Annotated in this window: 26 protein-coding genes; 11 read left to right on the top strand and 15 right to left on the bottom strand. The window is 68.5% G+C overall.

The window, feature by feature from the left end; genetic code table 11:
- The first annotated feature begins 119 nt into the window (after window positions 1-119).
- Window positions 120-818, top strand: coding sequence for a type I 3-dehydroquinate dehydratase (locus NJQ98_RS03300; RefSeq protein ID WP_262175627.1), 699 nt, complete (start codon window positions 120-122; stop codon window positions 816-818).
- 57 nt (window positions 819-875) lie between these two features.
- Complete coding sequence (locus tag NJQ98_RS03295; protein WP_262175625.1) at window positions 876-1,295, top strand: zinc ribbon domain-containing protein; 420 nt, start codon at window positions 876-878, stop codon at window positions 1,293-1,295.
- Between the two features lie 19 nt (window positions 1,296-1,314).
- Here NJQ98_RS03295 and NJQ98_RS03290 read toward each other — a convergent pair whose 3' ends face one another.
- The 5 genes from NJQ98_RS03290 to trpC form a co-directional block, all read right to left on the bottom strand.
- Complete coding sequence (locus tag NJQ98_RS03290) at window positions 1,315-2,481, bottom strand: 3-dehydroquinate synthase II (RefSeq protein WP_262175623.1); 1,167 nt, start codon at window positions 2,479-2,481, stop codon at window positions 1,315-1,317.
- A 229-nt stretch (window positions 2,482-2,710) separates the two neighbouring features.
- Entirely contained in the window at window positions 2,711-3,514 is an 804-nt protein-coding gene (locus NJQ98_RS03285) for a 2-amino-3,7-dideoxy-D-threo-hept-6-ulosonate synthase (RefSeq protein WP_262175621.1), read from the bottom strand.
- Window positions 3,515-3,540: 26 nt separating this feature from the next.
- Entirely contained in the window at window positions 3,541-4,371 is an 831-nt protein-coding gene (gene trpA / locus NJQ98_RS03280; protein ID WP_262175611.1) for a tryptophan synthase subunit alpha, read from the bottom strand.
- Entirely contained in the window at window positions 4,371-5,633 is a 1,263-nt protein-coding gene (trpB, locus tag NJQ98_RS03275; protein ID WP_262175610.1) for a tryptophan synthase subunit beta, read from the bottom strand. Before trpB ends, trpA begins: the two co-directional genes overlap by 1 nt.
- Window positions 5,630-6,424, bottom strand: a complete 795-nt coding sequence (trpC, locus tag NJQ98_RS03270) for an indole-3-glycerol phosphate synthase (protein ID WP_262175609.1) — start codon at window positions 6,422-6,424, stop codon at window positions 5,630-5,632. The genes trpB and trpC overlap by 4 nt, the downstream gene beginning before the upstream one ends.
- Window positions 6,425-6,517: 93 nt before the next feature.
- On the opposite strand from trpC, the gene NJQ98_RS03265 reads away from it, so the two are divergent.
- Window positions 6,518-6,871, top strand: a complete 354-nt coding sequence (locus NJQ98_RS03265) for a hypothetical protein (protein WP_262175608.1) — start codon at window positions 6,518-6,520, stop codon at window positions 6,869-6,871.
- A 98-nt stretch (window positions 6,872-6,969) separates the two neighbouring features.
- On the top strand, window positions 6,970-7,440 hold the full coding sequence (locus NJQ98_RS03260) for an MGMT family protein (protein WP_262175607.1): 471 nt from the start codon (window positions 6,970-6,972) through the stop codon (window positions 7,438-7,440).
- Here NJQ98_RS03260 and NJQ98_RS03255 read toward each other — a convergent pair.
- A complete protein-coding gene (locus NJQ98_RS03255; protein WP_262175605.1) occupies window positions 7,437-8,270 on the bottom strand; it encodes a CPBP family intramembrane glutamic endopeptidase in 834 nt (277 codons plus the stop codon). The genes NJQ98_RS03260 and NJQ98_RS03255 overlap by 4 nt on opposite strands.
- A complete protein-coding gene (lonB, locus tag NJQ98_RS03250) occupies window positions 8,271-10,379 on the bottom strand; it encodes an ATP-dependent protease LonB (RefSeq protein WP_262175603.1) in 2,109 nt (702 codons plus the stop codon).
- Between the two features lie 170 nt (window positions 10,380-10,549).
- Here lonB and NJQ98_RS03245 point away from each other — a divergent pair, with 170 nt between their 5' ends.
- Window positions 10,550-11,110, top strand: a complete 561-nt coding sequence (locus tag NJQ98_RS03245) for a nicotinamide-nucleotide adenylyltransferase (protein WP_262175602.1) — start codon at window positions 10,550-10,552, stop codon at window positions 11,108-11,110.
- The gene (locus NJQ98_RS03240; protein ID WP_262175601.1) at window positions 11,107-11,880 is read left to right on the top strand and encodes an SAM hydrolase/SAM-dependent halogenase family protein; all 774 of its coding nucleotides are present in this window, start codon (window positions 11,107-11,109) and stop codon (window positions 11,878-11,880) included. The genes NJQ98_RS03245 and NJQ98_RS03240 overlap by 4 nt, the downstream gene beginning before the upstream one ends.
- Before the next feature lie 4 nt (window positions 11,881-11,884).
- Here the strand turns inward: NJQ98_RS03240 and NJQ98_RS03235 are convergent, their stop codons facing one another.
- The 4 genes from NJQ98_RS03235 to thsA all read right to left on the bottom strand — a co-directional run bounded on the left by NJQ98_RS03235 (window position 11,885) and on the right by thsA (window position 16,297).
- Window positions 11,885-12,442: a hypothetical protein gene (locus NJQ98_RS03235; RefSeq protein WP_262175600.1), complete on the bottom strand. Its 558-nt coding sequence runs from the start codon at window positions 12,440-12,442 to the stop codon at window positions 11,885-11,887.
- A 5-nt stretch (window positions 12,443-12,447) separates the two neighbouring features.
- Window positions 12,448-12,645 carry a hypothetical protein gene (locus tag NJQ98_RS03230; RefSeq protein WP_262175599.1) on the bottom strand — a complete coding sequence of 66 codons (198 nt, stop codon included), beginning with the start codon at window positions 12,643-12,645 and terminating at the stop codon, window positions 12,448-12,450.
- Between the two features lie 505 nt (window positions 12,646-13,150).
- Window positions 13,151-14,503: an APC family permease gene (locus tag NJQ98_RS03225; protein ID WP_262175598.1), complete on the bottom strand. Its 1,353-nt coding sequence runs from the start codon at window positions 14,501-14,503 to the stop codon at window positions 13,151-13,153.
- Window positions 14,504-14,737: 234 nt separating this feature from the next.
- Window positions 14,738-16,297 (bottom strand): thermosome subunit alpha, encoded by a 1,560-nt coding sequence (gene thsA / locus NJQ98_RS03220; protein WP_262178722.1) that lies wholly within the window; start codon window positions 16,295-16,297, stop codon window positions 14,738-14,740.
- Window positions 16,298-16,483: 186 nt separating this feature from the next.
- On the opposite strand from thsA, the gene NJQ98_RS03215 reads away from it, so the two are divergent.
- Window positions 16,484-17,302 (top strand): amidohydrolase family protein, encoded by an 819-nt coding sequence (locus tag NJQ98_RS03215; protein ID WP_262175596.1) that lies wholly within the window; start codon window positions 16,484-16,486, stop codon window positions 17,300-17,302.
- Between the two features lie 9 nt (window positions 17,303-17,311).
- Here NJQ98_RS03215 and NJQ98_RS03210 read toward each other — a convergent pair whose 3' ends face one another.
- Window positions 17,312-18,205 carry a glycosyltransferase family 2 protein gene (locus tag NJQ98_RS03210; protein ID WP_262175594.1) on the bottom strand — a complete coding sequence of 298 codons (894 nt, stop codon included), beginning with the start codon at window positions 18,203-18,205 and terminating at the stop codon, window positions 17,312-17,314.
- A 157-nt stretch (window positions 18,206-18,362) separates the two neighbouring features.
- Window positions 18,363-19,076 (bottom strand): class I SAM-dependent methyltransferase, encoded by a 714-nt coding sequence (locus tag NJQ98_RS03205; protein ID WP_262175591.1) that lies wholly within the window; start codon window positions 19,074-19,076, stop codon window positions 18,363-18,365.
- 200 nt (window positions 19,077-19,276) lie between these two features.
- Here NJQ98_RS03205 and NJQ98_RS03200 point away from each other — a divergent pair, with 200 nt between their 5' ends.
- Genes NJQ98_RS03200 through NJQ98_RS03190 form a run of 3 tightly spaced genes read left to right on the top strand, consistent with a single transcriptional unit; the run spans window position 19,277 to window position 21,089 of the window.
- Window positions 19,277-19,546: a MarR family transcriptional regulator gene (locus NJQ98_RS03200; protein ID WP_262175590.1), complete on the top strand. Its 270-nt coding sequence runs from the start codon at window positions 19,277-19,279 to the stop codon at window positions 19,544-19,546.
- Window positions 19,547-19,586: 40 nt separating this feature from the next.
- Entirely contained in the window at window positions 19,587-20,372 is a 786-nt protein-coding gene (locus NJQ98_RS03195; protein ID WP_262175588.1) for an MBL fold metallo-hydrolase, read from the top strand.
- A gap of 36 nt (window positions 20,373-20,408) precedes the next feature.
- Window positions 20,409-21,089 (top strand): YkgJ family cysteine cluster protein, encoded by a 681-nt coding sequence (locus tag NJQ98_RS03190; RefSeq protein WP_262175586.1) that lies wholly within the window; start codon window positions 20,409-20,411, stop codon window positions 21,087-21,089.
- A gap of 82 nt (window positions 21,090-21,171) precedes the next feature.
- On the opposite strand, the gene NJQ98_RS03185 is transcribed toward NJQ98_RS03190, so the two are convergent.
- Window positions 21,172-21,573: a TRAM domain-containing protein gene (locus NJQ98_RS03185; RefSeq protein ID WP_262175585.1), complete on the bottom strand. Its 402-nt coding sequence runs from the start codon at window positions 21,571-21,573 to the stop codon at window positions 21,172-21,174.
- 212 nt (window positions 21,574-21,785) lie between these two features.
- On the opposite strand from NJQ98_RS03185, the gene NJQ98_RS03180 reads away from it, so the two are divergent.
- Window positions 21,786-22,028 carry a DUF7123 family protein gene (locus NJQ98_RS03180; RefSeq protein WP_262175583.1) on the top strand — a complete coding sequence of 81 codons (243 nt, stop codon included), beginning with the start codon at window positions 21,786-21,788 and terminating at the stop codon, window positions 22,026-22,028.
- Between the two features lie 22 nt (window positions 22,029-22,050).
- On the opposite strand, the gene NJQ98_RS03175 is transcribed toward NJQ98_RS03180, so the two are convergent.
- Window positions 22,051-22,656, bottom strand: coding sequence for a winged helix-turn-helix transcriptional regulator (locus tag NJQ98_RS03175; protein ID WP_262175580.1), 606 nt, complete (start codon window positions 22,654-22,656; stop codon window positions 22,051-22,053).
- Between the last annotated feature and the right edge of the window lie 8 nt (window positions 22,657-22,664).

Here is a 22,664-nt window from a genome sequence, read left to right as displayed (position 1 = left end):
ACCTTACGGTAGCGATAGGGACGGCGAACTGACCACAGACCGCGACGCAGTGGTACGTACACGGACGGTCGGCGCGGAGACACCGACGGGACTTTGGCCCGCATCCGCCAAGCCCGGATATGGATTTCAGTTCGTTCCGGCTGCTCGCGGCCGGTGCCGACCTCGCGATGGAGCCCCACGCGCGGGCCGACGCCGACGGTATCGAGCTACGGATGGACCTCGCCGCCGACCCGCTCGCCCAACTCGACGCCTACGACGGGGAGCTGCCGGTGCTGGTGACCAACCGCGTCGCCTGGGAGGGCGGCGAGGCCGACGACACCGCCGCGCGGCTCGACGCGCTGGAGCGCGCCGTCGAGTTCGACGCCGTCACTGCCGTCGACCTCGAACTCGCCGTGCTTTCGGGCGAGGGCGACCACGACGCCGGTCGGATCGCCGACCACGCCCGCGACCACGGGGCGTCAGTCGTCGTCTCGACCCACGACTTCGAAGCGACGCCCGAGCGCGAGGCCATCGTCGACCGGCTCGAACGGGCCTGCGAGTACGGCGACGTGGGGAAGATGGCCTCGACGGCGCAGTCGCCCGACGACGTGCTGGCGATGCTGGGCGCGACGCGAGAACTCTCCGCGGCCGGCGAGACCGTCGCGACGATGTGCATGGGCGAGGCGGGCCGTCACTCCCGTGCCGTCGCTCCGCTGTACGGCTCGCGTATCGGCTACGCGCCGGTCGACCCCGAGGCGGCGACCGCGCCGGGCCAGTACGACCTGGCGACGCTGCGGTCGCTGGTCGAACAGCTGGAGAGCGCACCCTCGCCGGTGTGACCGGACGATGTCGCGGGTTCGGAAGATATAGGGGTGTCCCCGCTAGATTCGGGGAGTATGACCGATACCGGACGCAAGCGGCCGTGGCTCGCCGCCGTCCTCGCGTTTATCTATCCCGGCCTGGGACACGTCTATCTCCGGGAGTGGCTGCGAGCGGTCCTGTGGTTCGGGCTCGTGTTCAGCACGACGACGCTGCTCATCGACGATGCCGTGATGGCGCCGCTGAGCGACGGGCTGTCCCTCGATGCCCTCGTGGCGGTCAGCCAGAACGTACCGACGGAGGCGACACTGGTGCTGTTCGTCATCACGGCCTTCTCGATGGCCGACGCCTTCTACATGGCCACGCGGGGCAACGTCGAGACCGAAGTCGTCGAGGGGACGAAATGCCCCCACTGCGGGAAGGAACTGGAAGACGACCTCGACTTCTGTCACTGGTGTACGACGCGGCTGGACCGGCCCGCCGAACCCGAGGAGTGAACCCCGGCGGCCCGGCCGGTTACTTCTCGATGATGCTCTCCTCTATCTGCTCGCCGAAGTGCGTCGCCGTGTCCTCGTAGTGGACCAGAATCTCGTCGCCGGCCTCCAGGTCGGTGACCGCTTTGCGGCCGTCCCGGGTGTGGACTTTGATAGTCTCGGCGTTCTGCAGCAGCGTCTCGATGCGGTCGCCCTCGTCGGTCTCGGCCTGGACCCTGAACATCGGGCGCTTCTCTATCTTCGCGCGGCCGACGATGGCCTCGCGGGTGTGGCCCGTCTCGTCGACTATCTGGACCTCGTCGCCGGACTGTAGCTCCGAGAGGTACTTCGTCCCGCCGTCGGGCGTGCGGACGTAGGCGTGGACCGCCCCGGCGTTGACCCGGAACGGGCGCGAGGCGACGTAGGGCGATTCGGCCGTCTCGGCGTGGACGAAGAAGAGCCCGCGGGCCATCGAGCCGACGAGCATCCCCTCGTCGTGCTCCATCAGGTTGCCCGTGTCGATACAGACCCGGTCGGCCGACCCGGTCTGCTCGACCGCCGTGACGGTGGCGTACTCCAGTTCGACCTGCTCGCGGCCTGCCTCGTCCCGGACCTCGACCGTCTTGCGAATCTCGTCGACGTCGTCGGTGTCGAGCAGGACGCCGTCGGCCCCGAGCTCCAGGGTCTCGTAGGCGGTGCGGGCGTCCTCGGCGGTCTGGACGCCCGTGATGAGTTCGGTCTCCTCGCCGACCCGGGCGATGAGGTTCTCCAGGGGGATTATCTGCCAGTCGTCGCCGATGACGATGGTGTAGTCCGCTTCGTCGGCGACAGCCTCGGCGAAGGCCTCGTAGTCCTCGTCGAAGATGCGGACGTAGCCGCCGTCGGGCGCCGCCCCGTCGCGCCGGAGCGCCGAGAGGTCCGCCGACCCCGAGAGGTCGCTCGGGAGGTCGACGGTGCCGTCGCCCTCGCCGTCCTTGCCGACGATGGTGGCGTCGGCCTCCGAGCCGTCGTCCTCGGCCTCCATGACGTGGACGTCGCCGTTCGAGAAGGCCGCGATGTTGACCTCGCCGAGTTCCCGGACCTTCTCGACGTCCGCTTCGTCGACCAGGACCCAGTCGACGCCGGCCTCCAGACCGGCGGTGATGCGTCGCCTGCGTGTCTCCCAGTCGCCGACGTCGCTGTCGGCCTTGAGCCAGACGGTTCGTGTCATACGCCCACGATTGCGACGGTGGGGCTTGAACGTGGCGGAACCCCAGTAGCGGCCGACGGCGCTCTTTCCGGTACCGGACACCGGCGTGGTGGCCGGTCGATGTCCCGACGATGTCCGGCCGTCAACCTATCCCAGCCGCAGTGTACGACTGGCAGTCCCGAGTTATGAGCGTCGACGGGCCACGAGAACGCGAAAAGCAAGCGACGCGACGGCGGTCTCCCGAGTCGTTCTATGCCTCGACGGCCAGCCCGGCCTCGCGCAGCGCGGCCTCGGCCTCGCTGTCGTCGTGGACGACGCTCGCCACCGCTCGCGCGATCTTCCCGGGCTCGTCGTGCTGGAAGATGGACCGGCCCATCGAGATACCGGAGGCCCCGGCGTCCATCGCCCCGCGGACCATCGAGAGGGTCTCCTCGTCGGTGCCCTTCGAGCCGCCGGCGATGAGCACCGGCAGCGAGGTGGACTCGACGACGTGCTGGAAGCTCTCGGCGTCGCCGGTGTACCCCGTCTTCACCACGTCGGCGCCCAGTTCCTCGGCGAGCCTGACCGCGTGGCCCACGGCCTGGTTGTAGTCGTCGGCCGCGGAGTCGATGTCAGGGCCGCGGGCGTAGGCCATCGCCAGCACCGGCAGACCGTAGCGCTCGGCGTCGCTGGTCAGCTCGGCGAGTTGCTCTATCTGCTCGCGTTCGTGGACGCTCCCGACGTTGATATGCATAGAGACGGCGTCGGCGCCGGCGCGGATGGCGTCCTCGACGGAGCCGGTCATGCGCTTGTCGTTCTCGTCGGGGCCGATGGTCGTCGAGCCGTTGAGGTGGGCGATGTAGCCCGCGCCGTTCAGGTTCGGATGGACGCGGTCGGCGACGCCGCGCTGGGTGAGTACCGCGTCGGCGCCCCCGCGCGTGATGGCGTCGACGGTCGATTCGAGGTCTTTCAGCCCCTGTGTGGCCCCGAGCGTGAGTCCGTGGTCCATCGGAACGACGACGTATCGGCTGTCTGTCCCGATGCGGTCGAGTCGAGCGCGTGTCCCTGCGTTCATGTTATGGGAATCTGTGGCAAGAACGATTATGTGCGTTCCGGTTGCGGCCGTTCCTGTGCGCCCCGGAGGGCCCCTTCCTTGAGCTCTCGGGCCAGCGCTTCGAGTCGGTCGGCCACTTCGTCGGTCGGGTCGCCGTTCTCCGTTCCCTCGGCGACGATGTCGACCAGGGCGGAGCCGACGATGACCCCGTCAGCGCCCGCGGCGACGATGCGTTCGGCGTGGTCGCCGGTCTTGATGCCGAAGCCGACGGCCTTGGGCACGTCCCAGTCGGCGATGCGGGCCAGCGACTCCTCGGTGGCGTCGTCCACGTCGTCACGGGCGCCAGTGACGCCCAGGCGGGCCTGGACGTAGACGTAGCCCGACACCTGTTCGCGCATCCGTTCGAGCCGCTCCGGCGTCGTGGTGGGCGCGACGATGAAGACCAGGTCGAGACCGAACTCGTCGCAGGCGTCCCGGAGCGGGCCGGCTTCCTCGGCCGGCAGGTCGGGGACGACGAAGCCCCCGAGGCCTACCTCGGCCGCTTTCTCGACGAAGGGCCGCGGCCCTTCCTCGTCGCCGTACTGGTAGATGAGATTGTAGTACGTCATACAGACCAGCGGCACGTCCACGTCGAGGTCTTCGACGAACTCGAAGAACCGCTCGGGGGTCATGCCGGCCTCCAGCGAGCGGACGATGGCGTTCTGGATGGTCGTCCCCTCGGCGATGGGCTCGGAGAAGGGCAGGCCGAGCTCGATGGCGTCGGCCCCGCCCGCCGCGAGCGCTTCCACGTACGCGATAGAGTCCTCGTAGTTCGGGTCGCCCGCGGCGAGATACGGAACGAAGGCGGGCTCGTCCGCGAAGGCCGCTTCGAGCCCCATCAGAGCCCACCCCCGCCCATCCGCTGGAGGACGGACATGTCCGGTGCGATATCGAGGTCGCGCTTGCTCGTCTCCTCGATGACGGTCTCTAAGTCCTTGTCGCCGCGACCGGAGACGTTGACGACGACGGTGTCGCCGAGGTCGTCGTGGTACTTCTCCAGATAGCCGAACGCGTGGGCCGTCTCCAGCGCCGGGATGATACCCTCGTCCTGGGAGAGGCGGTGGAACGCCTCCAGCGCGAGGTCGTCGTCGACGTTGACCGGCCGAACCCGGCCCTCGTCGACCAGATGGGCCAGCTCCGGCCCGACGCCGGCGTAGTCCAGCCCCGCGGAGACCGAGTGAGACTCCATTATCTGGCCGTCGGAGTCCTGCAGCAGTTTGGTGCGCGCGCCGTGCAAGACGCCCTCGTCGCCGGTCGAGAGGGTGGCGGAGTTGGGGGCGACGCCCTCCTCCTCGTCGACCTGCAGCGAGGAGCCCCCGGCCTCGACGGCGTGCAGCGCCACGTCCTCGTCGGGGATGAATTCGGCGAAAGCGCCCATGGTGTTCGAGCCGCCGCCGGCACAGGCCACCACGTCAGTCGGGAGCCCGCCGGTCTTCTCGACGGCCTGTTCGCGGGCCTCCTCCGAGATGACGGCCTGGAAGTCACGGACCATCTTCGGGAACGGGTGGGGCCCCACGACGGAGCCGATGACGTAGTGGGTGTTCTCGACGGTGGTGGCCCACTCCCGCATCGTCTCCGAGATGGCCTCCTTGAGCGTGCCGCGGCCGACGGTGACGGGGACAACCTCGGAGCCGTTTATCCGCATCCGGAAGACGTTGGGCCGCTGGCGGGCGATGTCGGTCTCGCCCATGTATATCTCGCAGGGCATGTCCAGGTGGGCGGCGGCCATCGCCGTCGCGGTGCCGTGCTGGCCGGCGCCGGTCTCGGCGATGATGCGCTCCTTGCCCATGTACTTGGCAAGTAAGACCTGCCCGAGCGCGTTGTTGAGCTTGTGGGCGCCCCCGTGCAGGAGGTCCTCGCGTTTCAGGTAGACGTCGGTGTCGTACCGCTCCGAGAGCTGGTCCGCATACTGCAGCGGGGTCGGCCGGCCGCCGAAGTCCGCCAGTCTGGAGCGGAACTCGTCCATGAAGCCGTCCTCGTTGTCCAGTACGTACCGCTCGTAGGCGTCGGCCAGCTCCTCGATGGCCGGCATCAGCGCCTCGGGGACGTACTGTCCGCCGTACTCGCCGAACTTGGGGTCGTGTGCGTCGTCTGTACTCATGTGTCTGTGTCCGTCGCTGTGGTCAGCCGCCGGGTGTTCTCGGTCACGTCCGAAGCGCCGCCGTGGTCCATGATGGCCGAGCCGACCAGCAGCGCGTCGGCGCCGGCCGCGCGCATCCGGCGGACATCGTCCGGTGAGCCTATGCCGCTTTCCGCAATGAGCGTGACGGCTTCCGGTGCCGCCGTCGCCGCGTCGGGGAAGGTCCCGAGGTCGACTTCGAGTTTCGCCAGGTCGCGGTTGTTGACGCCGACGATGTCCGCCCCGGCCGCGACCGCGCGCTCGACCTCGTCGGCGGTGTGGGCCTCGACGAGCACCTGAAACCCCCGGTCGCGGGCCGCCGAAAGCAGGTCGGCCAGGTCGTCGGTGCCGTCCTCGTCCAGAAACCGGACGATGAGGAGAATCACGTCGGCCTCTACCACGTCGAGTTGGGCCTCGTGGAGCACGAAGTCCTTCCGGAGGACGGGCACGTCGACGGCCTCGCGGACCGCTTCGAGCGTCTCGGCGGAGCCGCCGAAGTGGTCGGGTTCGGTCAGCACCGACAGCGCCGCCGCGCCGCCGTCGACCATCGCCTCCGCGAGTTCGACCGGGTCGTCGGTGCGCTCGCCGTCGGCGGTCGGGCTCGTCGGCTTGACCTCCGCGATGACCGGTACGCGCCCGTCGGCCTCCGCCCGCTCGAAGGCGGCGGGCAGGGAGCGCGCCTCGACCGCGACGCGCTCGCCGCCACCCCCGCGCTCGCGGGCCGCCGCGAGTATCGACTGCACTTCCGGTGCCATCCGTCCGTTGGTTCCCATTACTGAACACTAACGTACAGAAGTGTACATAAGCGTTGCCGTCCGTCGGGCCGGAGCGGGGCTTTTTGCGCGCGGAGCGAGACGGGAGGGACAATGGCCCCCTATCTATCGCCACGGACGGCGATGCTGGCCGGCACGCTGGGACTCGCCGGGCTGACCGGCTGGGCGGTGGCCGACGGCCAGCCCCTTCCGGTGGTCGCCTTCCTCTGTACCGCGGCGGCCGTCGCGGCGGTCGGGGCCAGCGAGGTCGTCGCCGACGTGGCGGCGTGGTACTACGTCCTCCAGAGCGCCGTCCTCGGGCTGTTCGGGGTCGGGCTGGTGTTGCTGGGCCACGGGACGCCGCTGGTCCTCGGGCTGACAGCGGCGTTCGCCCTCGCGGGAGCGGTCGCCGGGGTCCGATACAGCCGCTCGCGCCGGACGGCGCCGTCCGAGGGGAACGCACCGTAGCCGCGAGACGGACGGCGGTAGTTCGGTGCGCCCGCTCCGGGGCGGGGAGACCGTACAGCAGTCCGTATATTCAAGGCGCGCCGGGCCGATTCCCAGCCATGGTGACGCCAACGGGAGACGCCGGTATCTACGCCCGGGAGTCGACGTATCTCGACCGGTTCGTCCAGTTCGGCGAAGCGGGTGACCGAATCATCTCCGTCTCGTTTCCGACCCAGCCGGACGCCGATAGCTCGGACGACCACTCACTTTTCGACCGCATCGAGGCGTATCTCGGCGGGGCCGAGGACAACTTCGAGGACGTGACCGTCGGGCTGACGGTCCCGACCGACCAGCGGAACGTGCTCGAAGCCGTCGACCAGATTCCCTACGGTGAAGAGGGGTCGGTCGAGCAGGTCGTGATGATGACACAGGGGCTGGGCTCGGACGAACAGGAGGACCGGAAACAGGTCCGCGAGGCCCTGGCCGCGAACCCCGTCCCGCTGTTGATTCCCGACCACCGCGTGCGTGACGGCCCCAGCGGCGCGCCCCCCGAGGTGGAGCAGAAGCTCCGGTCGGTCGAAGGGCTCTAGACGCTGGGCCGGGCGACGCCCAGCCCCTCGTGGACCGTCAGTTCCAGCGCGTTGACGAGGTAGTGAGCGACGACGACGGCCAGCAGGCTGTTCGTGAGGACGAAGACCGCCCCGAGGGCCGCCCCGAGAACGCCGGTGACGACGATTCCCACCCGGCCCTGTGCACCGTGGCCCAGCGCGAACGCCACCGAGGAGACGGCGACCATCCCCCAGGCGGGGGCGCCCAGGCCGGCGACCGTGACGCCGATGGCGGCGGCCCGGAAGAGCAGCTCCTCGACGACGGCGATCACCGGCAGGACGACCGCGAGGAGGACGACCCACCCGCCGGCCGAGTCGGGCGCGAGCAGTTCGCGCAGCGACTCGTCGACCCCGATACCGAAGCCGTCGGCGACCGCCGCCGCGAACTCGTTGCCGACCCAGAATCCGACCCCGGCTGCCACGCCGATACCGACGGCCGGCAATCCCGTCGAGAGCGCGTCGGCCGTGACACCGAACGCGGCCGCCGGTATCTCGAAGAGGACGGCGCCGCCGACGAGGAGCAGCCCGAACAGCCCCTGTGTGAGCGCGACGTTGGCAAGCAGGGTGCCCGCCGAGAGCCGGTGACCGGCGCGGTCCTCGACGTGTCGGCGCCGCCTGGCGGTCCGTTGTGTCTCGAACCGCGGGTAGGTGTCGTCGGCCGGACCCGCCGCCCGGAGCCGCTCGGGACTGGCCGTACCGGCGGTCACGGCGGCGCGGTCGCCGGAGAGCGAGCGCTGGGAGAGCTTCGAAAGGCCGAGTAAAACGGTCAGTAGGAAACCCAGGAGGCCGACGAACGCGGCCCACTGGGGCATCTATTGCGGGCTGGGACTGCCGCTGCCCTGTCGCCCGACCTCGTGTTCGAGGGCCTTGCCCGTGATGGACTTGAGGCGGTCGACCAGCGAGTCCTTCTCGGGCTCGCCGGCGAGTGCGACCTCGAGCACTTCGGAGATGTGTGAGACCGGGACGATCTCAATCTGTTCCTCGTACTCCTCTTCGATCATCACGTCCTGCGTGTTGGCCTCGGGGATGATGACCGTGTCCAGCCCCGCTTTGGCGGCGGCCTCTATCTTGTGGGTGACGCCGCCGACCGGGAGCACGTCGCCGCGGACCGACAGCGAGCCGGTCATGGCGATGTGCTGTTCAATGGGGACGTTCTCCAGGGCGCTGATGACGGCCGTCGCGACCGTAATCGAGGCGGAGTCGCCGTCGACGCCGCCCTCGCCGGCCTGGACGAACTGGATGTGGACGTCCTTCTCGGAGATGTCCTCGTCGCTGAACTTCTTGATGATGGCCGAGACGTTCTGGACGGCCTCTTCGGCCATCTCCTTGAGCTGGCCGGTGGCGATGACCTGGCCCGGGCCCTGGGAGGGCGTGACCTCGGCCATCACCGGGAGGACGATACCGCTGTCCTCGCCCATGACGGCCAGCCCGTTGACGCGGCCGACCACGTCGCCGTCGTTGACGGTGAGCTCGTAGTCCTTGCGGCGTTCGATGTAGTTGTCCGCGAGCTGTTGCTCGATGGACCGGGAGCGGCGCTTGGCCTGCAACACGTCGTCGCGGGTGGTGCGGTCCTTGTCCTCGGCGCGGGCGATGTCGCCCGCGACCCGAACCAGGCCGCCGAGGTCGCGGAACTTCAGCGTGAGGTGGCCCTTCCGGCCCGCACGGCGGCGGGCTTCGAGGATGAGCTCCTCGACTGCCTCCTCGGTGAAGTGGGGCAGGCGGCCGTCGTTCTCGACCTCCTGGGCGACGAATCGGGTGTACTTCCGGCGCATCTCGGCGCTGTCCTCGATGGTGTCGTCCATGTACACCTCGTAGCCGTACCCCTTGATACGCGAACGCAGGGCCGGGTGCATGTTCTCCATCGCGTCGAGGTTCCCCGCCGCGATCATGATGAAGTCCGTCGGGACCGGCTCCGTCTGGACCATCGCGCCCGAGGAGCGCTCGGACTGACCCGTGATGCCGAACTCGCCCTCCTGGATGGCCGTCATCAGCTTCTGCTGGGAGCGGATGTCGAGCGTGTTGATCTCGTCGACGAACAGCACGCCCTTGTTGGCCTTGTGGATGGCGCCGGGCTCGACGCGGTCATGAGAGGGCGTCTCCATCCCGCCGGACTGGAAGGGGTCGTGGCGGACGTCACCGAGCAGTGCACCCGCGTGGGCGCCCGTGGCGTCCTCGAAGGGGGCGGTCTTCTGGCTGGCGTTGTTGACCAGCAGGTTCGGAATCATCGAGTCGCTGCCTCTGGAGCTGTAGCGGAAGGCGAGATAGATGACACCGGCGGCGAGAATCCCCAGCAGAATCTGCTGGGCGATAATCAGCGAGTAGCCGATGACGATGGCGATGATGATCCACATCAGGAAGGTCCGCATCTGGTTGCGCTTGCGGGCCTCCTCCTTGTGGGCCTCGACGATCTGTTCGCCCTTCCCGCCGGGGACGGTGCGAACTTTCGGCTCGTTGCCGTCGTCGGGGTTGTGATAGACCAGCACGTCCTGCAGTTCCTCGCGGGGCAGCAGCTGGCTCATCGCCTTCGCGAGCATCGACTTGCCCGTCCCGGGCGAGCCGATCATCATCACGTGGCGGCGCTGTTTGGCCGCTTTCTTGATTACGTCCCGTGCGTGGTCCTGTCCGATGACCTGGTCGACGAGGCGGTCGGGCACCTCGATTTCCTCGGTCGAGTCGATGTCCAGGCCGCCCAGCAGTTGCTCTTCGGCGTCCTCGAACTCGGACCCACCCTCAATCTCGACATCGCTGCCGAGCGTCGTGTCCGACGTTGCTCCGTCGCCCGGGGGCGGCGCCTCGCCCTCGGAGTCGGACGCCTCGTCGTCGGCCACGTGCTGGCCGGCGGCGGGCGTCTCTTCCTCCTCGGGGTCGGTCGCCTCCCGGTCGGCGTCGGGAGCCGCGTCAGTGTCGGTGTTGTCGCTCATACAAACGTTGTTAACATCGGTTTGGAAGGCCTGTCCACTGATATACTTTCTCCCCCCAGTAACGATTTCGATACCACCCAAACCACCGGACAGCGGCGTGATTGTCGGTACGACTCGACGGGGCGGCGAGCCGTCGGCGGGTTTATCAGACCACCGAGCACACATCCTGTATGCGCGGGTTCTACATCGGCCGGTTCCAGCCCTACCACGACGGCCACCACGCGATGGTCGAGCGCATCGCCGAGGAGGTCGACGAGCTGGTGTTGGGCATCGGGAGCGCCGACGACTCACACACGACACACGACCCCTTCACCGCGGGCGAGCGCATCATGATGATAACGAAGGCCGTCTCGGAGTTCGACCTGCCGACCTACGTGGTCCCGCTGGAGGACATCAACCGCAACGCCGTCTGGGTGAGCCACGTCGAGAGCATGTGTCCGGAGTTCGACGTGGCGTACTCGAACAACCCCCTCGTCGTGCGCCTATTCGAGGAGAGCGGCATCGAGGTGCGCCAGTCGCCGATGTTCGACCGCGACCGGCTGGAGGGCAGCGAGATACGCGAGCGGATAATCGCGGACCGGTTGTGGCGCGACCGGGTCCCGGACCCCGTCGTCCAGACTATCGAGGAGATAAACGGGGTCAAGCGGCTCCAGCACATCTCCGCGTCGGACTCGCTGGAGCGGTACACCGCCGAGAACGAGTCCCTCGACGAGGCCGACATCGGCGAATGATAACGCTCGCCTCGGACTTCGGCTCGCCGTATCCGGCGGCGATGAGAGGCGTCATCTGCCGGCGAACGGACGCCCGAATCGAGGACATCGCCCACGACCTCCCCCGACAGGACGTGCGGGCGGCGGCGTTCTGGCTCACACAGACGCTGCCGTACTTCCCGCCGGCGGTCCACTGCGTCGTCGTCGACCCCGGCGTCGGCACCGAGCGGGCGGCGCTCGTCGTCCGCGTCGGCGACCACGCGCTCGTCGGCCCGGACAACGGCGTGCTCCTCCCGGCCGCCCGGGCGCTGGCGAGCGCGGCCGACGCGGAGCCGCCCGTCGAGGCGTTCACGTGGGCCTACGACGACCCCGAGAGCTCGACGTTCCACGGCCGGGACGTGTTCGCGCCGGCTGCGGCGACCGTCCACGGGGCCGGCGTCGACGCCGTCGACGGGCTGGAGCGTGCGACGCCGACCGACGACTACGTCGACCTGCGTTTTCCCGAGCCGGCGGTCGGGGCCGACGGCGCGCGCGGCGAGGTGCTGGTCGTCGACGGCTTCGGCAACGCTATCACCAACGTTCCGGGCGACGTGTTGGCCGACCGATTCGGGGACAGCGTGACTCTCAACGGCGAGTCGGTCCCCGTCAGACGGGCCTACGCCGAACTCGACCCCGGCGAGCGTCTCGCGACCGTCGGGAGCCACGGCAACGTCGAACTCGCCGTCAACCGGGGCCGGGGTGACGACGCCTTCGGCGTCACGGTGGGCGACGGCGTCGAACTGCGCTGGTGACCGGTTACTCGTTGAGGTCCATCCCGCTGCAGTTCGGGAACGAGGGCTGTTCCGGGCAGTTCTCACACTCGTCCAGCGCCGTCAGTCCCTTGTAGGCGACGTACGGGACCAGCATGGCCAGAAAGACACCGAGCGCCGGGAGCCGGACGGCCGGGCGGAAGAGGACCGGGTACACGAGACAGGCCAGCCCCGCGGCGAGGACGGCCTTGGTGACGACCCGGAGCGTGTGCTCGCTCGTCCGGTAGATGAGTTCGTACAGGAGCCGGCTCCCCCGCCGGTACAGCAGTTTGTACCCCACCATCGGGGCGATGGCGGCGACGCCGACGGCGTAGAACGCCAGCACGTCGAGCGTCGCAATGGCCGGGACAGCCAGATGAAGCAGCGACAGAACCAGCAGCGACGCCAGCCCGACCGGGTAGACGATGAAACAGCCCATACACAGCTCGGTGCCGCGCAGCTCGAACGTGTGGTGGGCGTAGTACTCGCAGCTGGGATGGTGGGCGAGGACGAACCGGTCGATGTCGTCGAGCGCCCCGGCGATACGTCCGGTGATGTCGGCCATCCCCGTCAGAGGTCGGCGTTGCAGTTCGGACAGGTGGAGGCGCTCATGTCGGCCGTCTCGCGACACTCCGGACAGATTTTCCGCTCCTCCTTGTTGGCGAAGTAGTAGTAGATGCCGACCGGAAGACACACCAACAGCCCGATTATCAGCACGGCCATCTCTCCGGCGAACTCCGACGTGGTTTCAGTAGCTTCTGTTGACATTCCGGATGGGCGTTCAGAAGGCGAGTATATAATATTTCTGGCGCGGTGGTGAATGGAAAATCCGCCAGCTCGCCCGTTCTTTAGGCTGGCCAAAAATCGATACTCTTTTGTATTTTAGGTACACCTAAAACAATGTATGCCGGCCGAACAGGTGTTCCCGCTGTCGTGCGCCGAGTCCGAGACGGCCCGAGGTCAGCCTGCTCGCCGGACGCCGGTCACACCGGACGCCACGGGAGGTGGGAACCGACGGGAGTGACACTGTCTCCGCGGGACCGTCGTCGCACGTCCGGCCACCGCCGTCCCCAGTCGGCACGGCCCGAAACACCGGACGACGGTCCCCGAACGTCGGTGCCATCTGTTTCGCGGCGACGTACCGTGGGCACGGTCGTCGGCTACCCCGACGCTGTCGCCGCACCACGAGTCCCACTCGTGTCTGTCCCTTCTTGCGGTTCGCCACGTCCCATAGCCGGCGGCTCGGTCCGCCTCGCTGGGAGTCTGTCGGTCACTACGAGCTACCCGGGAACGGAACCCGGTCGGGCTCGACGCGTTCGACCGCCTCTTCGAGGAACTCCCGCTCGAAGTACGCCAGTTCGACGGCGACGACGACCGCGGCGACCGCCACCACCGTGAAGAAGGTGTTGGGCTCGCGGTTGTAGAGGTTCCACAGCATGAGCGGGAAGAAGGTAGCGGCGCCGACGACCCCCAGCGCCGGCAGCGCGCCGCTGACCGCCCCCGACCGCCGGCGGAAGGCGAGATAGCTCATCGCACCGAAGACGACGATGAATGCGAGCGACGCGAAGGAGGTGATGGCGCCGAGGCTGCCGACCGCCGAGAAGAGGGCCGTGACGGCGCCGACCAGGACTATCGTACGGTCGGGCGCCCCCTCGGCATCGGCGTCGCCTATCTTGTCGGGCAGGAGGTCGTCGGTGAGCATCCCCTTCGCGAAGTGCGCCGCCGAGAACAGCGTCGCGTTGATGGCGCTGCCCGTCGAGAACAGCGCCGACACCGACAGCAGGACCGCTCCCAGGGTTCCGAGCCCGTAGGGGGTCAACATCGTCCGCGCGGCGTCTTTCAGCGCGACGTGTGGGTGCGACGCCAGCGCCCCCGGAGCGAGGGTTACCGTCACCACGCCGACGAGCACGTAGATACCGACCGCGACCGGAATCGAGATGTACACCGCTTTCCGGATGGTCTCGACCGGGTTCTCGATGCGCTCCTGGTCGTAGAAGAGGAGCTGCCACCCCTGAAAGGCGACGAAGGAGAGGGCCGCGGCGACGATGGGGCCGGGCGTCGTCAGCCGACCGAGGCCCAGCGACAGCGGCTCGGGGCTGTAGCTGAACGCGTACACCAGCCCCATGGCGCCGAACCCGACGAGTATCGCGACTTTCGCCGCGACCAGGACGCTCTCGACCAGTCCGGTCGAGCGCGCCCCGAGCAGGTTCAGGCCGACGAACGCGCCGACCGTCGCGACGGAGACGAGCGGCCGGGTCGGCAGGCCGAGGAGCGACGCCGGCAGTCCCAGCGCGATTGAAAACTCCGCGAACGCGAAGGCGTACATCGCCATCGAGCCGATATAGCCCACGAGCAGCGTCCAGCCGACCATCCCCGCCAGCGTCGTGTTGCCGAGATACCCCTGAACGAACGTCACCGACCCGCCGCGGCTCTCGCTGTCAGCGTTCAGCCGGTTGTAGGAGTACCCAGCGCCCAGGGCGACGACGCCGGCCAGCACGAACGCGGCCCACGTCGCCCCCTTCGTGATTCCCGCCACGACACCGAGGACGGCGTAGATACCGCCGCCGATCATGCCACCGAGGGCGATGGCGACGCTCTCGGTGAGTCCGAGATCGGAGTCGCCCATTGGGCTGTACGCTTCGCGAGCCAGCGGTTTCAGCGTGGCGGGGCGCTAGGGGCGACAGTGCGTGAAAACTGAGCCAGACGTGGCGCTGTCCGATAAAAGCGGGTGAGTTCGGGGTGGCGACGGGCCGGACCGCTCGGGCTCCGGCCCGCGGCTCGTTCGAGGTCGCGTGGCGACCTCGGTAGCTCGACTCGAACTCTCGTCGAGTCAGGACCTCGCGACGGGACGCTCGGTTGTCTAACTAGACGAGATGACGTCGTCGATGCGGACGATCATCGTCGCGGCCTCGGTGGCCGAGTCGACGGCTTCGCGCTTGACAGCGGCGGGGTCGATGATGCCGTAGTCGACGGGGTCGTCGACGACGCCCGTCTGGCCCTCGCTGATGACGCCGGCGATGCCCTCGCTCTCGTGGCGCGAGCGCAGGTCGACCAGGGCGTCGATGGCGTCGAGGCCGGTGTTCTCCGCGAGCGTGCGCGGGAGGACGTCGATGGCGTCTGCGAAGGCCTCGACGGCGAGCTGTTTGCGGCCCTCGATGGACGCCGCGGAGTCGCGGATGTGGTCGGCGGCGGCGATTTCGGTCGCACCGGCGCCGGGGACGACACCACCGGCGTCGAGGGCGGCGATGGTCACGTCCAGCGCGTCGTTGAGCGCGCGCTCGATCTCGTCGACGACGTGTTCGGTCGAGCCGCGAGCGAAGACGGTGACCTTCTGGGCGGCCGCGCCGCCCTGGATGAACGTCACTTCGTCGTCACCGTGCTTCTCGACGCCGATGGTCTCGGCGAGACCCAGGGCGTCCTCGCCGAGGTCCTCGACGGAGCCGACGCGCTTGGCGCCGGTGGTCTCGACGATGTCCTTCGCGGTCGAGGAACTGACGGACTCGACGGCGAGTACGCCGGCTTTCGCCAGCTGGGAGGCGACGCGGTCGGCGACGTCGTCGGTGACGAAGACGACGTCGGCGCCCGACTCGACGACCGCTTCGGCGTAGCCCGACAGCTCGGACTCCTCGGCGTCGAGCGCGGCGTTGAGCTGGTCGACGTTGGTGACGTTGTACTGGGCGTCGACGTTGCTCTCCTTGACGTCGAGCTCGGCGTCGAGGACGGCGACGGCGGCGTCCTCGACCGAGCGGGGCATGTTGTCGTGGACGGGCGTGTCGTCGATAATGACGCCCTCGACGAGTTCGGTCGCGGAGGTGGCCGCGCCGGTCTGGGTGTGGACGTCGATGTTCTCCCGCAGGACCCCGTCGTCGGTCTTGGCGTGGCGGACGGCCTCGACGATGACTTCGGCCAGGCGCTCGGCGTCGACGTCGCCGGTGCCCTTGCCGGTCATCGAGGACTCGGCGACCTCGACGAGCGTGTCGTCGTCGAGTTCGACGTCCAGCACTTCGGCCTCGATTGCTTCCTGTGCGAGGGCCGCGGCCTCGTGGTACCCCTCGACGATGGTCGTCGGGTGGACGTCGTCGTCGAGCAGGTCCTCGGCTTTCGCGAGCAGTTCGCCGGCCAGCACGGACGCCGTGGTCGTCCCGTCGCCGACCTCGTCCTCCTGGGTCTGGGCGACCTCGACGATCATCTGCGCGGCGGGGTGTTCGATGTCCATCTCCGAGAGGATGGTCGCGCCGTCGTTCGTGATGACGACGTCGCCGCTGTCGGAGACGAGCATCTTGTCCATTCCCCGCGGGCCGAGCGTGGTCCGTACGGACTCGCTGACGGCCTTACCGGCGGAGATGTTCGACGACTGTGCGTCCTTCCCGTGTGTGCGCTGGGCGTCCTCGTCAAGAATGAAGAGGGGCTGGCCGCCCATGCGTCGCTGGCCAGATGACATAGCTGTGTAGCCTCACTTAATTCATCGCAAGCGGTTCTATATAAATGTAACGGTCGAGGGGTCGCCCCGACCGACGGAGGAGAGTCCGACGCAGCCGCGGACGGGCCGGTATCCGTGCTGGCACGTCCCGATGATTTATTAGCAGGTTCACCCCATGTCAAATAGATGCTGGAGCTGGAGCACGGCTTTCGAGTGGTCGACGTCCACGCGCGCGTGGAGCCGGACGAGGAGCGCCGACCCCGGCCCGGCCTGGGGGACCCCGAACAGCTCGAACGGGAGATGCACCAGGCCGGCGTGGTCCGGGCCGTCGTCTATCCGAACGCCCGCGAAGGGGAGTATCTGAAGGCCAACAACGCCGTCGCCCGGATGTCTGTCGGCCGACCGCTGGTGGCGTTCGCCCGTATCGACGGCGCCCGGGAGCCCGGCGGCGGGGCCGGCTCCCGGCTCCGGAACCTGACCGGCCGCGGCGACGGCGACCACACCACCCCCGAGGACATCGAGCAGTACGCGTACGACGACCGCTTCTACGGCTTCAAGCTCCACCCGGCCAAGGACGGACTGCCGAGCGAACCGGTGCTCGAGCAGCTGGCCGACGTCGACCTGCCGGTGCTGGTCCACGGCGGCGACGACGTTCCCCCCTCGACTGTCGCCGACGAGCTATTGGGCTACGACATCCCCGTCGTCCTCTCACACTTCGGGGGCCACCCGCTCCGCGTCTCCCTGATGGACGAGGCGATAGACCTGCTGGACGACCACGACCGGCTGTATCTGGACACGAGCGTCGTCCGCTATCGGGACCTGCTGGAGCGGGCTATCCGGGAGCATCCCGACCGCGTCCTCTTCGGTAGCGGCGCCCCGCACACCCATCCGAACGTCGCGGTGATGGAGATTCTCACGCTGGACGTACCCGAGGACGCGATGAAGAAGGTGTTCTCGAACAACGCGGGGCGAGTCGTCGAGCCGCTCGCCCCCCGACAGCTCTGAGGCGGGTCGCTACCGCCAGTCGTACACCGTAACGGCGCGGTCGGCCCGGACCGACCGGCCGTTGGGGTTCTCGCCGCCGCGGTACCGCGCGAGGAAGCCGTCCTTGCTCCCTGCTCCGGTGCCGCCGACGACGTCCCGCCCGGTCGAGAACCACTGCGACGGGGCGGTGTCCCCCCGGGCGACGCCTTTCAGGGCCTCGACGGCGTCGCCGCCGGCGTGGGTCACCAGCCGCCGAACGACCGTCGGCCGAACCCCGTAGTTTTTCACCATCCGGTAGGCCAGCGACCGGTACTTCCAGTGCCAGTCCCGTTCCCGGATGCCGCCGTCGGCCTCGAACTCCCGCCGCACGCACATCCCGCTGTTCCACCCGACGCTGTACTCCCGCTCGGCCAGCCGGTGGGCCACGTCGCGGGAACTCCCTATCTCCAGGTACTCGTCGAACCCGTCGAGCGCGTCGAGTGCCTCGCGCCGGAAGGCGACGTTGCCGGCGTTGAAATACGTCACCTCGCGCCCGGCGATGGTCCGTGACTCCTTGGACTCGGTCGTCATCCCCGCGGTGAGTCGCTCGTGGGTCGGGCCGGTAACGACCGCGTGCGATTCGGTCCCCGTCCGGACGGCCTCGCGCCACCCGTCCTCGACGGAGAGAGTGTGACTCACCAGCGCCACGATGTCGCCCGTCGCCCGGTCCAGCCCGGCGTTGCGGGCGACGGTGACCGAGCGGTCCGCGATTTCGACCAGCACGTCGACGTCCGACCGGTCCTGGACCATCCCGGTCGTGCCATCGGCAGAGGGCCCGTTGACGACGATGACCTCGGCGTCGGGCACCTGCTCGGCGAGTGCGTCCAGACAGCCGGCCAGCTCCTCCCGGCCGTTCAGCGTCGGGACCACTACCGATAGCTCCATAGTCCACGATTCGACCCCGGAGCCGCATAAAACTCGCGGGCGACGGACCACCGTGGGAGGGGACAGCAGGGCACTCGGGATAGACGACACGGTCAGCGGGCTCGAACAGCAGTTAGCGGCGGTATCAGCGACGGAGACGACTGAAGGCCCCGAGCCGCTATTGGGGCGAGACGCGCGTGTTCCAGTACGAGACCGACGCGACCTTGTCGCCCAGCGGCGTCCCGCCGATGGCCGTGTCGATAGAGCGGAAGGACGCGGCCAGCTCGTTGGGAATCTTCCGGTAGAAACCGTAGGGGAGCACCCAGTCGTGTGACTCCTCGGCGAGTTCGAGGTCGGCGCCGTCGAGCAGTCGGTCTATCTCCCAGCGGGAGTACAGGCGCGACCCCATCGGGAGCGCCCAGTTGTACAGCGACCGCGTCGAGAAGCGGTTGAAGGTGTCGAAGAAGACCTGGTCTTTCGCGACCCGCCGCATCTCCGCGAGGAAGGCGGCGGGCGTGTCCGCCAGGTGGAAGAACCGCATCGCCAGCACGGTGTCGAAGTGGTTGTCCGGGAACGGGAGGCGGGCGGCGTCGCCGCGCATGAACTCGACGTGGTCGTCGACGCCGGCCGCCTGGGCCTTCTCGCGGCCCTGCTGGAGCATCGGTCCCGAGATGTCGAGCCCGACAATGTCTGCGTCCCGCTCGGCGAGCATGGTGGTGAACCGACCGGTACCGCAGGCGACCTCCAGCACTTTCTTGTCCTCGACCGGACCGATGGCGTCGAGCACCGCCTCCTTCTCACGGCGGTCGATAAGCCGGCCGCCGCGGGAGAACCGCTTGGCCTCGTACTCTTCGGCCACGGTGTCGGTCTGGTACCACTCCTGCCCTTTCACGCACGATTGTGCCCGCCGGGGGAATAAAACGATACTGGAATCGCCGTTCCGCCACCGGGCCCGGCCCCGTCGCTCCCTCGGCGGAGAGAACTTCGCAATCCGGCTGTTGTATAAGGAGATATTAAACACACCATAGTATCTGTATTGTTTGGTCATGGATATAGCCAACTTTTACCACCGGTAGTGGATTGTCGTCCAATATGAGTACGACCACCGAGGACGTGTCGGCGTCACCGTTCGCACAGGAGGACTTCCGGGAACGGCTCCGCGAACTGCCGCCGAGCGCGAAACTCGTCGCGAAGGTACTGGAGGACGAGGCCCCGCTCTCGCAGGGCCAGCTCGCCGAGACGTCGCTGCTGCCCGACCGCACCGTCCGCTACGCGCTGAACCGACTGGAGGAGTCCGAACTCGTCGACTCCCGGTACAGCTTCACCGACGCGCGAAAGCAAGTCTACTTCCTCACAGCCTAACCCGCCGGTATTTTGAGCGCCGCCCGCGACCGGACAGTCGATGGACTGGCGCCGGATAGACGTCCCCGTCGAGTCGCGCGCACCGACCGGTGAGACCGCCGCGTATCTGAGTGCCGGCCCCGACGCCGTGCTCGTCGACCCCGCGGGACGGACCGCCGCCCTCGACGACGCCGTCGCGGCCGCCGATATCGCCCACGTCGCCGTCACCCACCACCACCCGGACCACGTCGGCGCCGTCGCCGACTACGCCCGCGAGACCGGCGCGACAGTCTGGGCCCGGCGCGGTCGCACTGATTCGTTCGAAGCCGCCACCGGCGTCGCGCCGGACCGGACGTTCGCCGACGGGACGACGGTCCCGGCCGACGGCGGTGTCGAGGTAGTGGACCTGCCGGGTCACGCGCCCGAACACGTGGGCTTTGCCGCCGCCGACGGCGTCGTCAGCGGCGACGTGGCCGTCGCCGAGGGGAGCGTCGTCGTGGGCGCCCCAGAGGGCGATATGCGGGCCTACTGCTCGTCGCTACGCCGGCTCCACGCACGGGACCCGACGCGGCTCTACCCCGGCCACGGCCCGACCATCGACGCCCCCCGGGCCGTTTGCCGACGGCTGCTCGACCATCGCTACCGCCGCGAGGAGCGGGTCCTGGCGGCCGTCGAGTCGGGCGCCGCGACGGCGGACGGGGTTCTCGACCGGGCCTACGAGAAGGACCTGACCGGCGTGCGGGACCTCGCGCTGGCCACGGTCGTCGCCCACCTGGAGAAACTCGCTGTCGAGGGCGCGGTCCAGTGGGACGGCGAGCGGGCGGAGCCCGGCGGCCGCCGGGCGTGACACACGCCTTTTGTCCGTCCGCGCTCTGGAACGGGTATGGACTCGCTCGAAACCGAACTCGACCGCGCCCGCGAGCTGGACGTGGGCGAGCTCGCGGACGCCATCGAGGCCATCGGCTTCGAGTGTACGCGCTGTGGGGCCTGCTGTAAGAGCGAGGACGGGTGTGGGGACGGGTCGTCGACCGATGAGAGCGACCCCGAGCCACACACGGCCACCGTCTTCCCCGACGAGATTCGCCGCCTCCAGGAAGCCGGCGACTACGACTTCCGCGACGTGGCCCGGCCGATGCCTTACGGGATAGAGGCGACACCCGACGGCCCTCAGGGCGAGACCTTCGAGTGGGCGCTCCAGACCGACGCCTGCGGCGACTGCACGTTCTACGAGGAAACCGACGGCACCGGGGCCTGTACCGTCCACGAGGACCGGCCGCTCATCTGTGAGACGTATCCCTTCTCCGTCGCGCTTGGCGGGACCAGCCAGCCGATGGGCGAGGCGGTCGACAGCGAGGGGATGGTTCGCGCCCACGAGTGTGAGGGATTAGGCCGGGACGTCTCCCGGGACGACGCCGAGGACCTGGCCGCGGCGCTGAAAGAGCGGGCGGTCAGAGAACTACAGGAGGCGATAGGCGTCAGGGAGAACTACGAGCCGACAGACGTCGAGGGCGTCGTCGTCCACGACTCCGAGGGACAGAAGCGGCCCGACGGCACCGAGCTGTGAGCGGGCGAGAGCCATTGCGAGTCGCGAAATGCGATGACAGCCACTGCTGTGGCCGGCGGTCGGGACGGGACCGTCTGACCCGCTACAGGTCCTCGTCGATTATCTCGCCGACGGCGAAGTTGGACTTCACTTCCGTCACTTCGATTTTCACGCGCTCGCCGATGTCGGCCCCGGGGACGATGATGACGTACCCCCGCTCGACGCGGGCGATGCCGTCGCCCTGCTTGCCGATGTCCTCTATCTCGACGTAGCGGGTCTCGCCCGGTTCGACCGGCGGCTGTGGCTGGTCCGGCGGCGTCTCGGTCTCGGCGCTCTCGTCTGCCTCGTCGTCGATATCCGCGGAGATAAGAGCGACCCGGTATGTCCCGCCTGCCTCGACGGCGCCCGTCTCGACCTCGCGCCGCGGCACCTCGACGAGATACCGGTCGTCCTCGACAGTCACGTCAGCACTGAACAGACACAGCAGTTCGTCCGAGATTTCCATAGTGATAGACCTCTATTTCCCATACTACCGGCCACGATTAAAGAACTGCCGGACGGGGTCCCGCGGCCGTTTCCCCGCTGTACCAACCGGGGCCTGACGGCCCTGGCTGTCACCGCATACGCGGGCAGTAGGGTGACCAAACCGCAAGACAACGGCCGGTTAACCCACCGTACCAAACCCCCTAAGGGAGTTTCGCTCGAACTACTGCGTACATGAGCGCAACTGCACAGGCGACCGACACCCCGCTCTCGGAGAAACAGCGACGCATCCTCGAGTACCTGCAGGCAAACGCCGACGAGCAGACCTACTTCAAGTCGCGGCTCATCGGGGAGGAGCTGGGCCTCTCGGCCAAGGAAGTGGGGACGAACATGACCACCATCGCGGACGGGGACTACAGCGTCGACGTGGAGAAGTGGGGCTACTCCTCGTCGACGACGTGGATGGTCGAGGCCTGAAGACGCGGCCGTAACAGCCGGTTCAGGGGTCGTAGCGCAGCAAGGAATCGGCGTCGGCGGCGAGCTGTGCGGCGCCGTCGCCGAAGGAGTCGGCGTACCGAATCAGCAGCGTCAGGACGGTCTCGGGCTCGGCGACGGCGTAGCCGTCGTCCCGCGAGAGGAGCCCCGCCGCCTCCAGGTCGTTCGCGTGTTTACTTATCGTGGGCCGGGACACCGAGAGCCCGGTCGCAAGCTCCGAGGCCGTCACCGAGGGGTCCCGGAGGAGGGCGACGAGCATCCCGCGGGGAGTCGACCGTCGCAGGTAGCCAAGCGTCACCTGCTCGAACTCGCTGAACTGGTCGGCCGGGAAGTAGCGGCGGTAGTCGCCGTCCTTCCGGGAGGCGACCGCGCCCTCCGTCTCCAGCCGGTGGAGGTGGTGCTGGGCCTCGCCGGTGCCCAGTTGGAGGTCGTCCCGAAGCTTCGAGAAGTGCGTCCCCGGGCGGGCCGAGACGTAGCCCGCGATGGCGTCCGGGGTGTCGCTCTGGCTGTCACCGCTGGCCAGACCGACGAAGGGGCTGGCGGCGCCGAGGGCGGCAAAGCGGCGTAACGTCGCTCGCTTGTCCTCGTCGACCCCCTCGTCGCCGGTCATACGTCTTG

The sequence above is a fragment of the Haloarcula laminariae genome (assembly GCF_025457605.1).
GTDB classification, from domain to species: domain Archaea; phylum Halobacteriota; class Halobacteria; order Halobacteriales; family Haloarculaceae; genus Haloarcula; species Haloarcula laminariae.
Note: the sequence above shows the minus strand (reverse complement) of the source record. Positions and strands in the feature narration are given on the sequence as shown.

Excerpts from the sequence above, each read along its gene's own strand:
- trpC (WP_262175609.1), bottom strand. The coding sequence starts at position 6,424 with ATGGGAACCAACGGACGGATGGCACCGGAAGTGCAGTCGATACTCGCG.
- NJQ98_RS03225 (WP_262175598.1), bottom strand. The coding sequence starts at position 14,503 with ATGGGCGACTCCGATCTCGGACTCACCGAGAGCGTCGCCATCGCCCTC.
- NJQ98_RS03265 (WP_262175608.1), top strand. The coding sequence starts at position 6,518 with ATGGCCCCCTATCTATCGCCACGGACGGCGATGCTGGCCGGCACGCTG.
- NJQ98_RS03245 (WP_262175602.1), top strand. The coding sequence starts at position 10,550 with ATGCGCGGGTTCTACATCGGCCGGTTCCAGCCCTACCACGACGGCCAC.
- NJQ98_RS03175 (WP_262175580.1), bottom strand. The coding sequence starts at position 22,656 with ATGACCGGCGACGAGGGGGTCGACGAGGACAAGCGAGCGACGTTACGC.
- NJQ98_RS03300 (WP_262175627.1), top strand. The coding sequence starts at position 120 with ATGGATTTCAGTTCGTTCCGGCTGCTCGCGGCCGGTGCCGACCTCGCG.
- NJQ98_RS03290 (WP_262175623.1), bottom strand. The coding sequence starts at position 2,481 with ATGACACGAACCGTCTGGCTCAAGGCCGACAGCGACGTCGGCGACTGG.
- NJQ98_RS03210 (WP_262175594.1), bottom strand. The coding sequence starts at position 18,205 with ATGGAGCTATCGGTAGTGGTCCCGACGCTGAACGGCCGGGAGGAGCTG.
- NJQ98_RS03230 (WP_262175599.1), bottom strand. The coding sequence starts at position 12,645 with ATGTCAACAGAAGCTACTGAAACCACGTCGGAGTTCGCCGGAGAGATG.
- NJQ98_RS03215 (WP_262175596.1), top strand. The coding sequence starts at position 16,484 with ATGCTGGAGCTGGAGCACGGCTTTCGAGTGGTCGACGTCCACGCGCGC.
- NJQ98_RS03255 (WP_262175605.1), bottom strand. The coding sequence starts at position 8,270 with ATGCCCCAGTGGGCCGCGTTCGTCGGCCTCCTGGGTTTCCTACTGACC.
- NJQ98_RS03190 (WP_262175586.1), top strand. The coding sequence starts at position 20,409 with ATGGACTCGCTCGAAACCGAACTCGACCGCGCCCGCGAGCTGGACGTG.
- NJQ98_RS03295 (WP_262175625.1), top strand. The coding sequence starts at position 876 with ATGACCGATACCGGACGCAAGCGGCCGTGGCTCGCCGCCGTCCTCGCG.
- NJQ98_RS03235 (WP_262175600.1), bottom strand. The coding sequence starts at position 12,442 with ATGGCCGACATCACCGGACGTATCGCCGGGGCGCTCGACGACATCGAC.
- trpA (WP_262175611.1), bottom strand. The coding sequence starts at position 4,371 with ATGGGGCTCGAAGCGGCCTTCGCGGACGAGCCCGCCTTCGTTCCGTAT.
- NJQ98_RS03195 (WP_262175588.1), top strand. The coding sequence starts at position 19,587 with ATGGACTGGCGCCGGATAGACGTCCCCGTCGAGTCGCGCGCACCGACC.
- NJQ98_RS03260 (WP_262175607.1), top strand. The coding sequence starts at position 6,970 with ATGGTGACGCCAACGGGAGACGCCGGTATCTACGCCCGGGAGTCGACG.
- lonB (WP_262175603.1), bottom strand. The coding sequence starts at position 10,379 with ATGAGCGACAACACCGACACTGACGCGGCTCCCGACGCCGACCGGGAG.
- trpB (WP_262175610.1), bottom strand. The coding sequence starts at position 5,633 with ATGAGTACAGACGACGCACACGACCCCAAGTTCGGCGAGTACGGCGGA.
- NJQ98_RS03200 (WP_262175590.1), top strand. The coding sequence starts at position 19,277 with ATGAGTACGACCACCGAGGACGTGTCGGCGTCACCGTTCGCACAGGAG.
- NJQ98_RS03180 (WP_262175583.1), top strand. The coding sequence starts at position 21,786 with ATGAGCGCAACTGCACAGGCGACCGACACCCCGCTCTCGGAGAAACAG.
- NJQ98_RS03285 (WP_262175621.1), bottom strand. The coding sequence starts at position 3,514 with ATGAACGCAGGGACACGCGCTCGACTCGACCGCATCGGGACAGACAGC.
- NJQ98_RS03185 (WP_262175585.1), bottom strand. The coding sequence starts at position 21,573 with ATGGAAATCTCGGACGAACTGCTGTGTCTGTTCAGTGCTGACGTGACT.
- thsA (WP_262178722.1), bottom strand. The coding sequence starts at position 16,297 with ATGGGCGGCCAGCCCCTCTTCATTCTTGACGAGGACGCCCAGCGCACA.
- NJQ98_RS03240 (WP_262175601.1), top strand. The coding sequence starts at position 11,107 with ATGATAACGCTCGCCTCGGACTTCGGCTCGCCGTATCCGGCGGCGATG.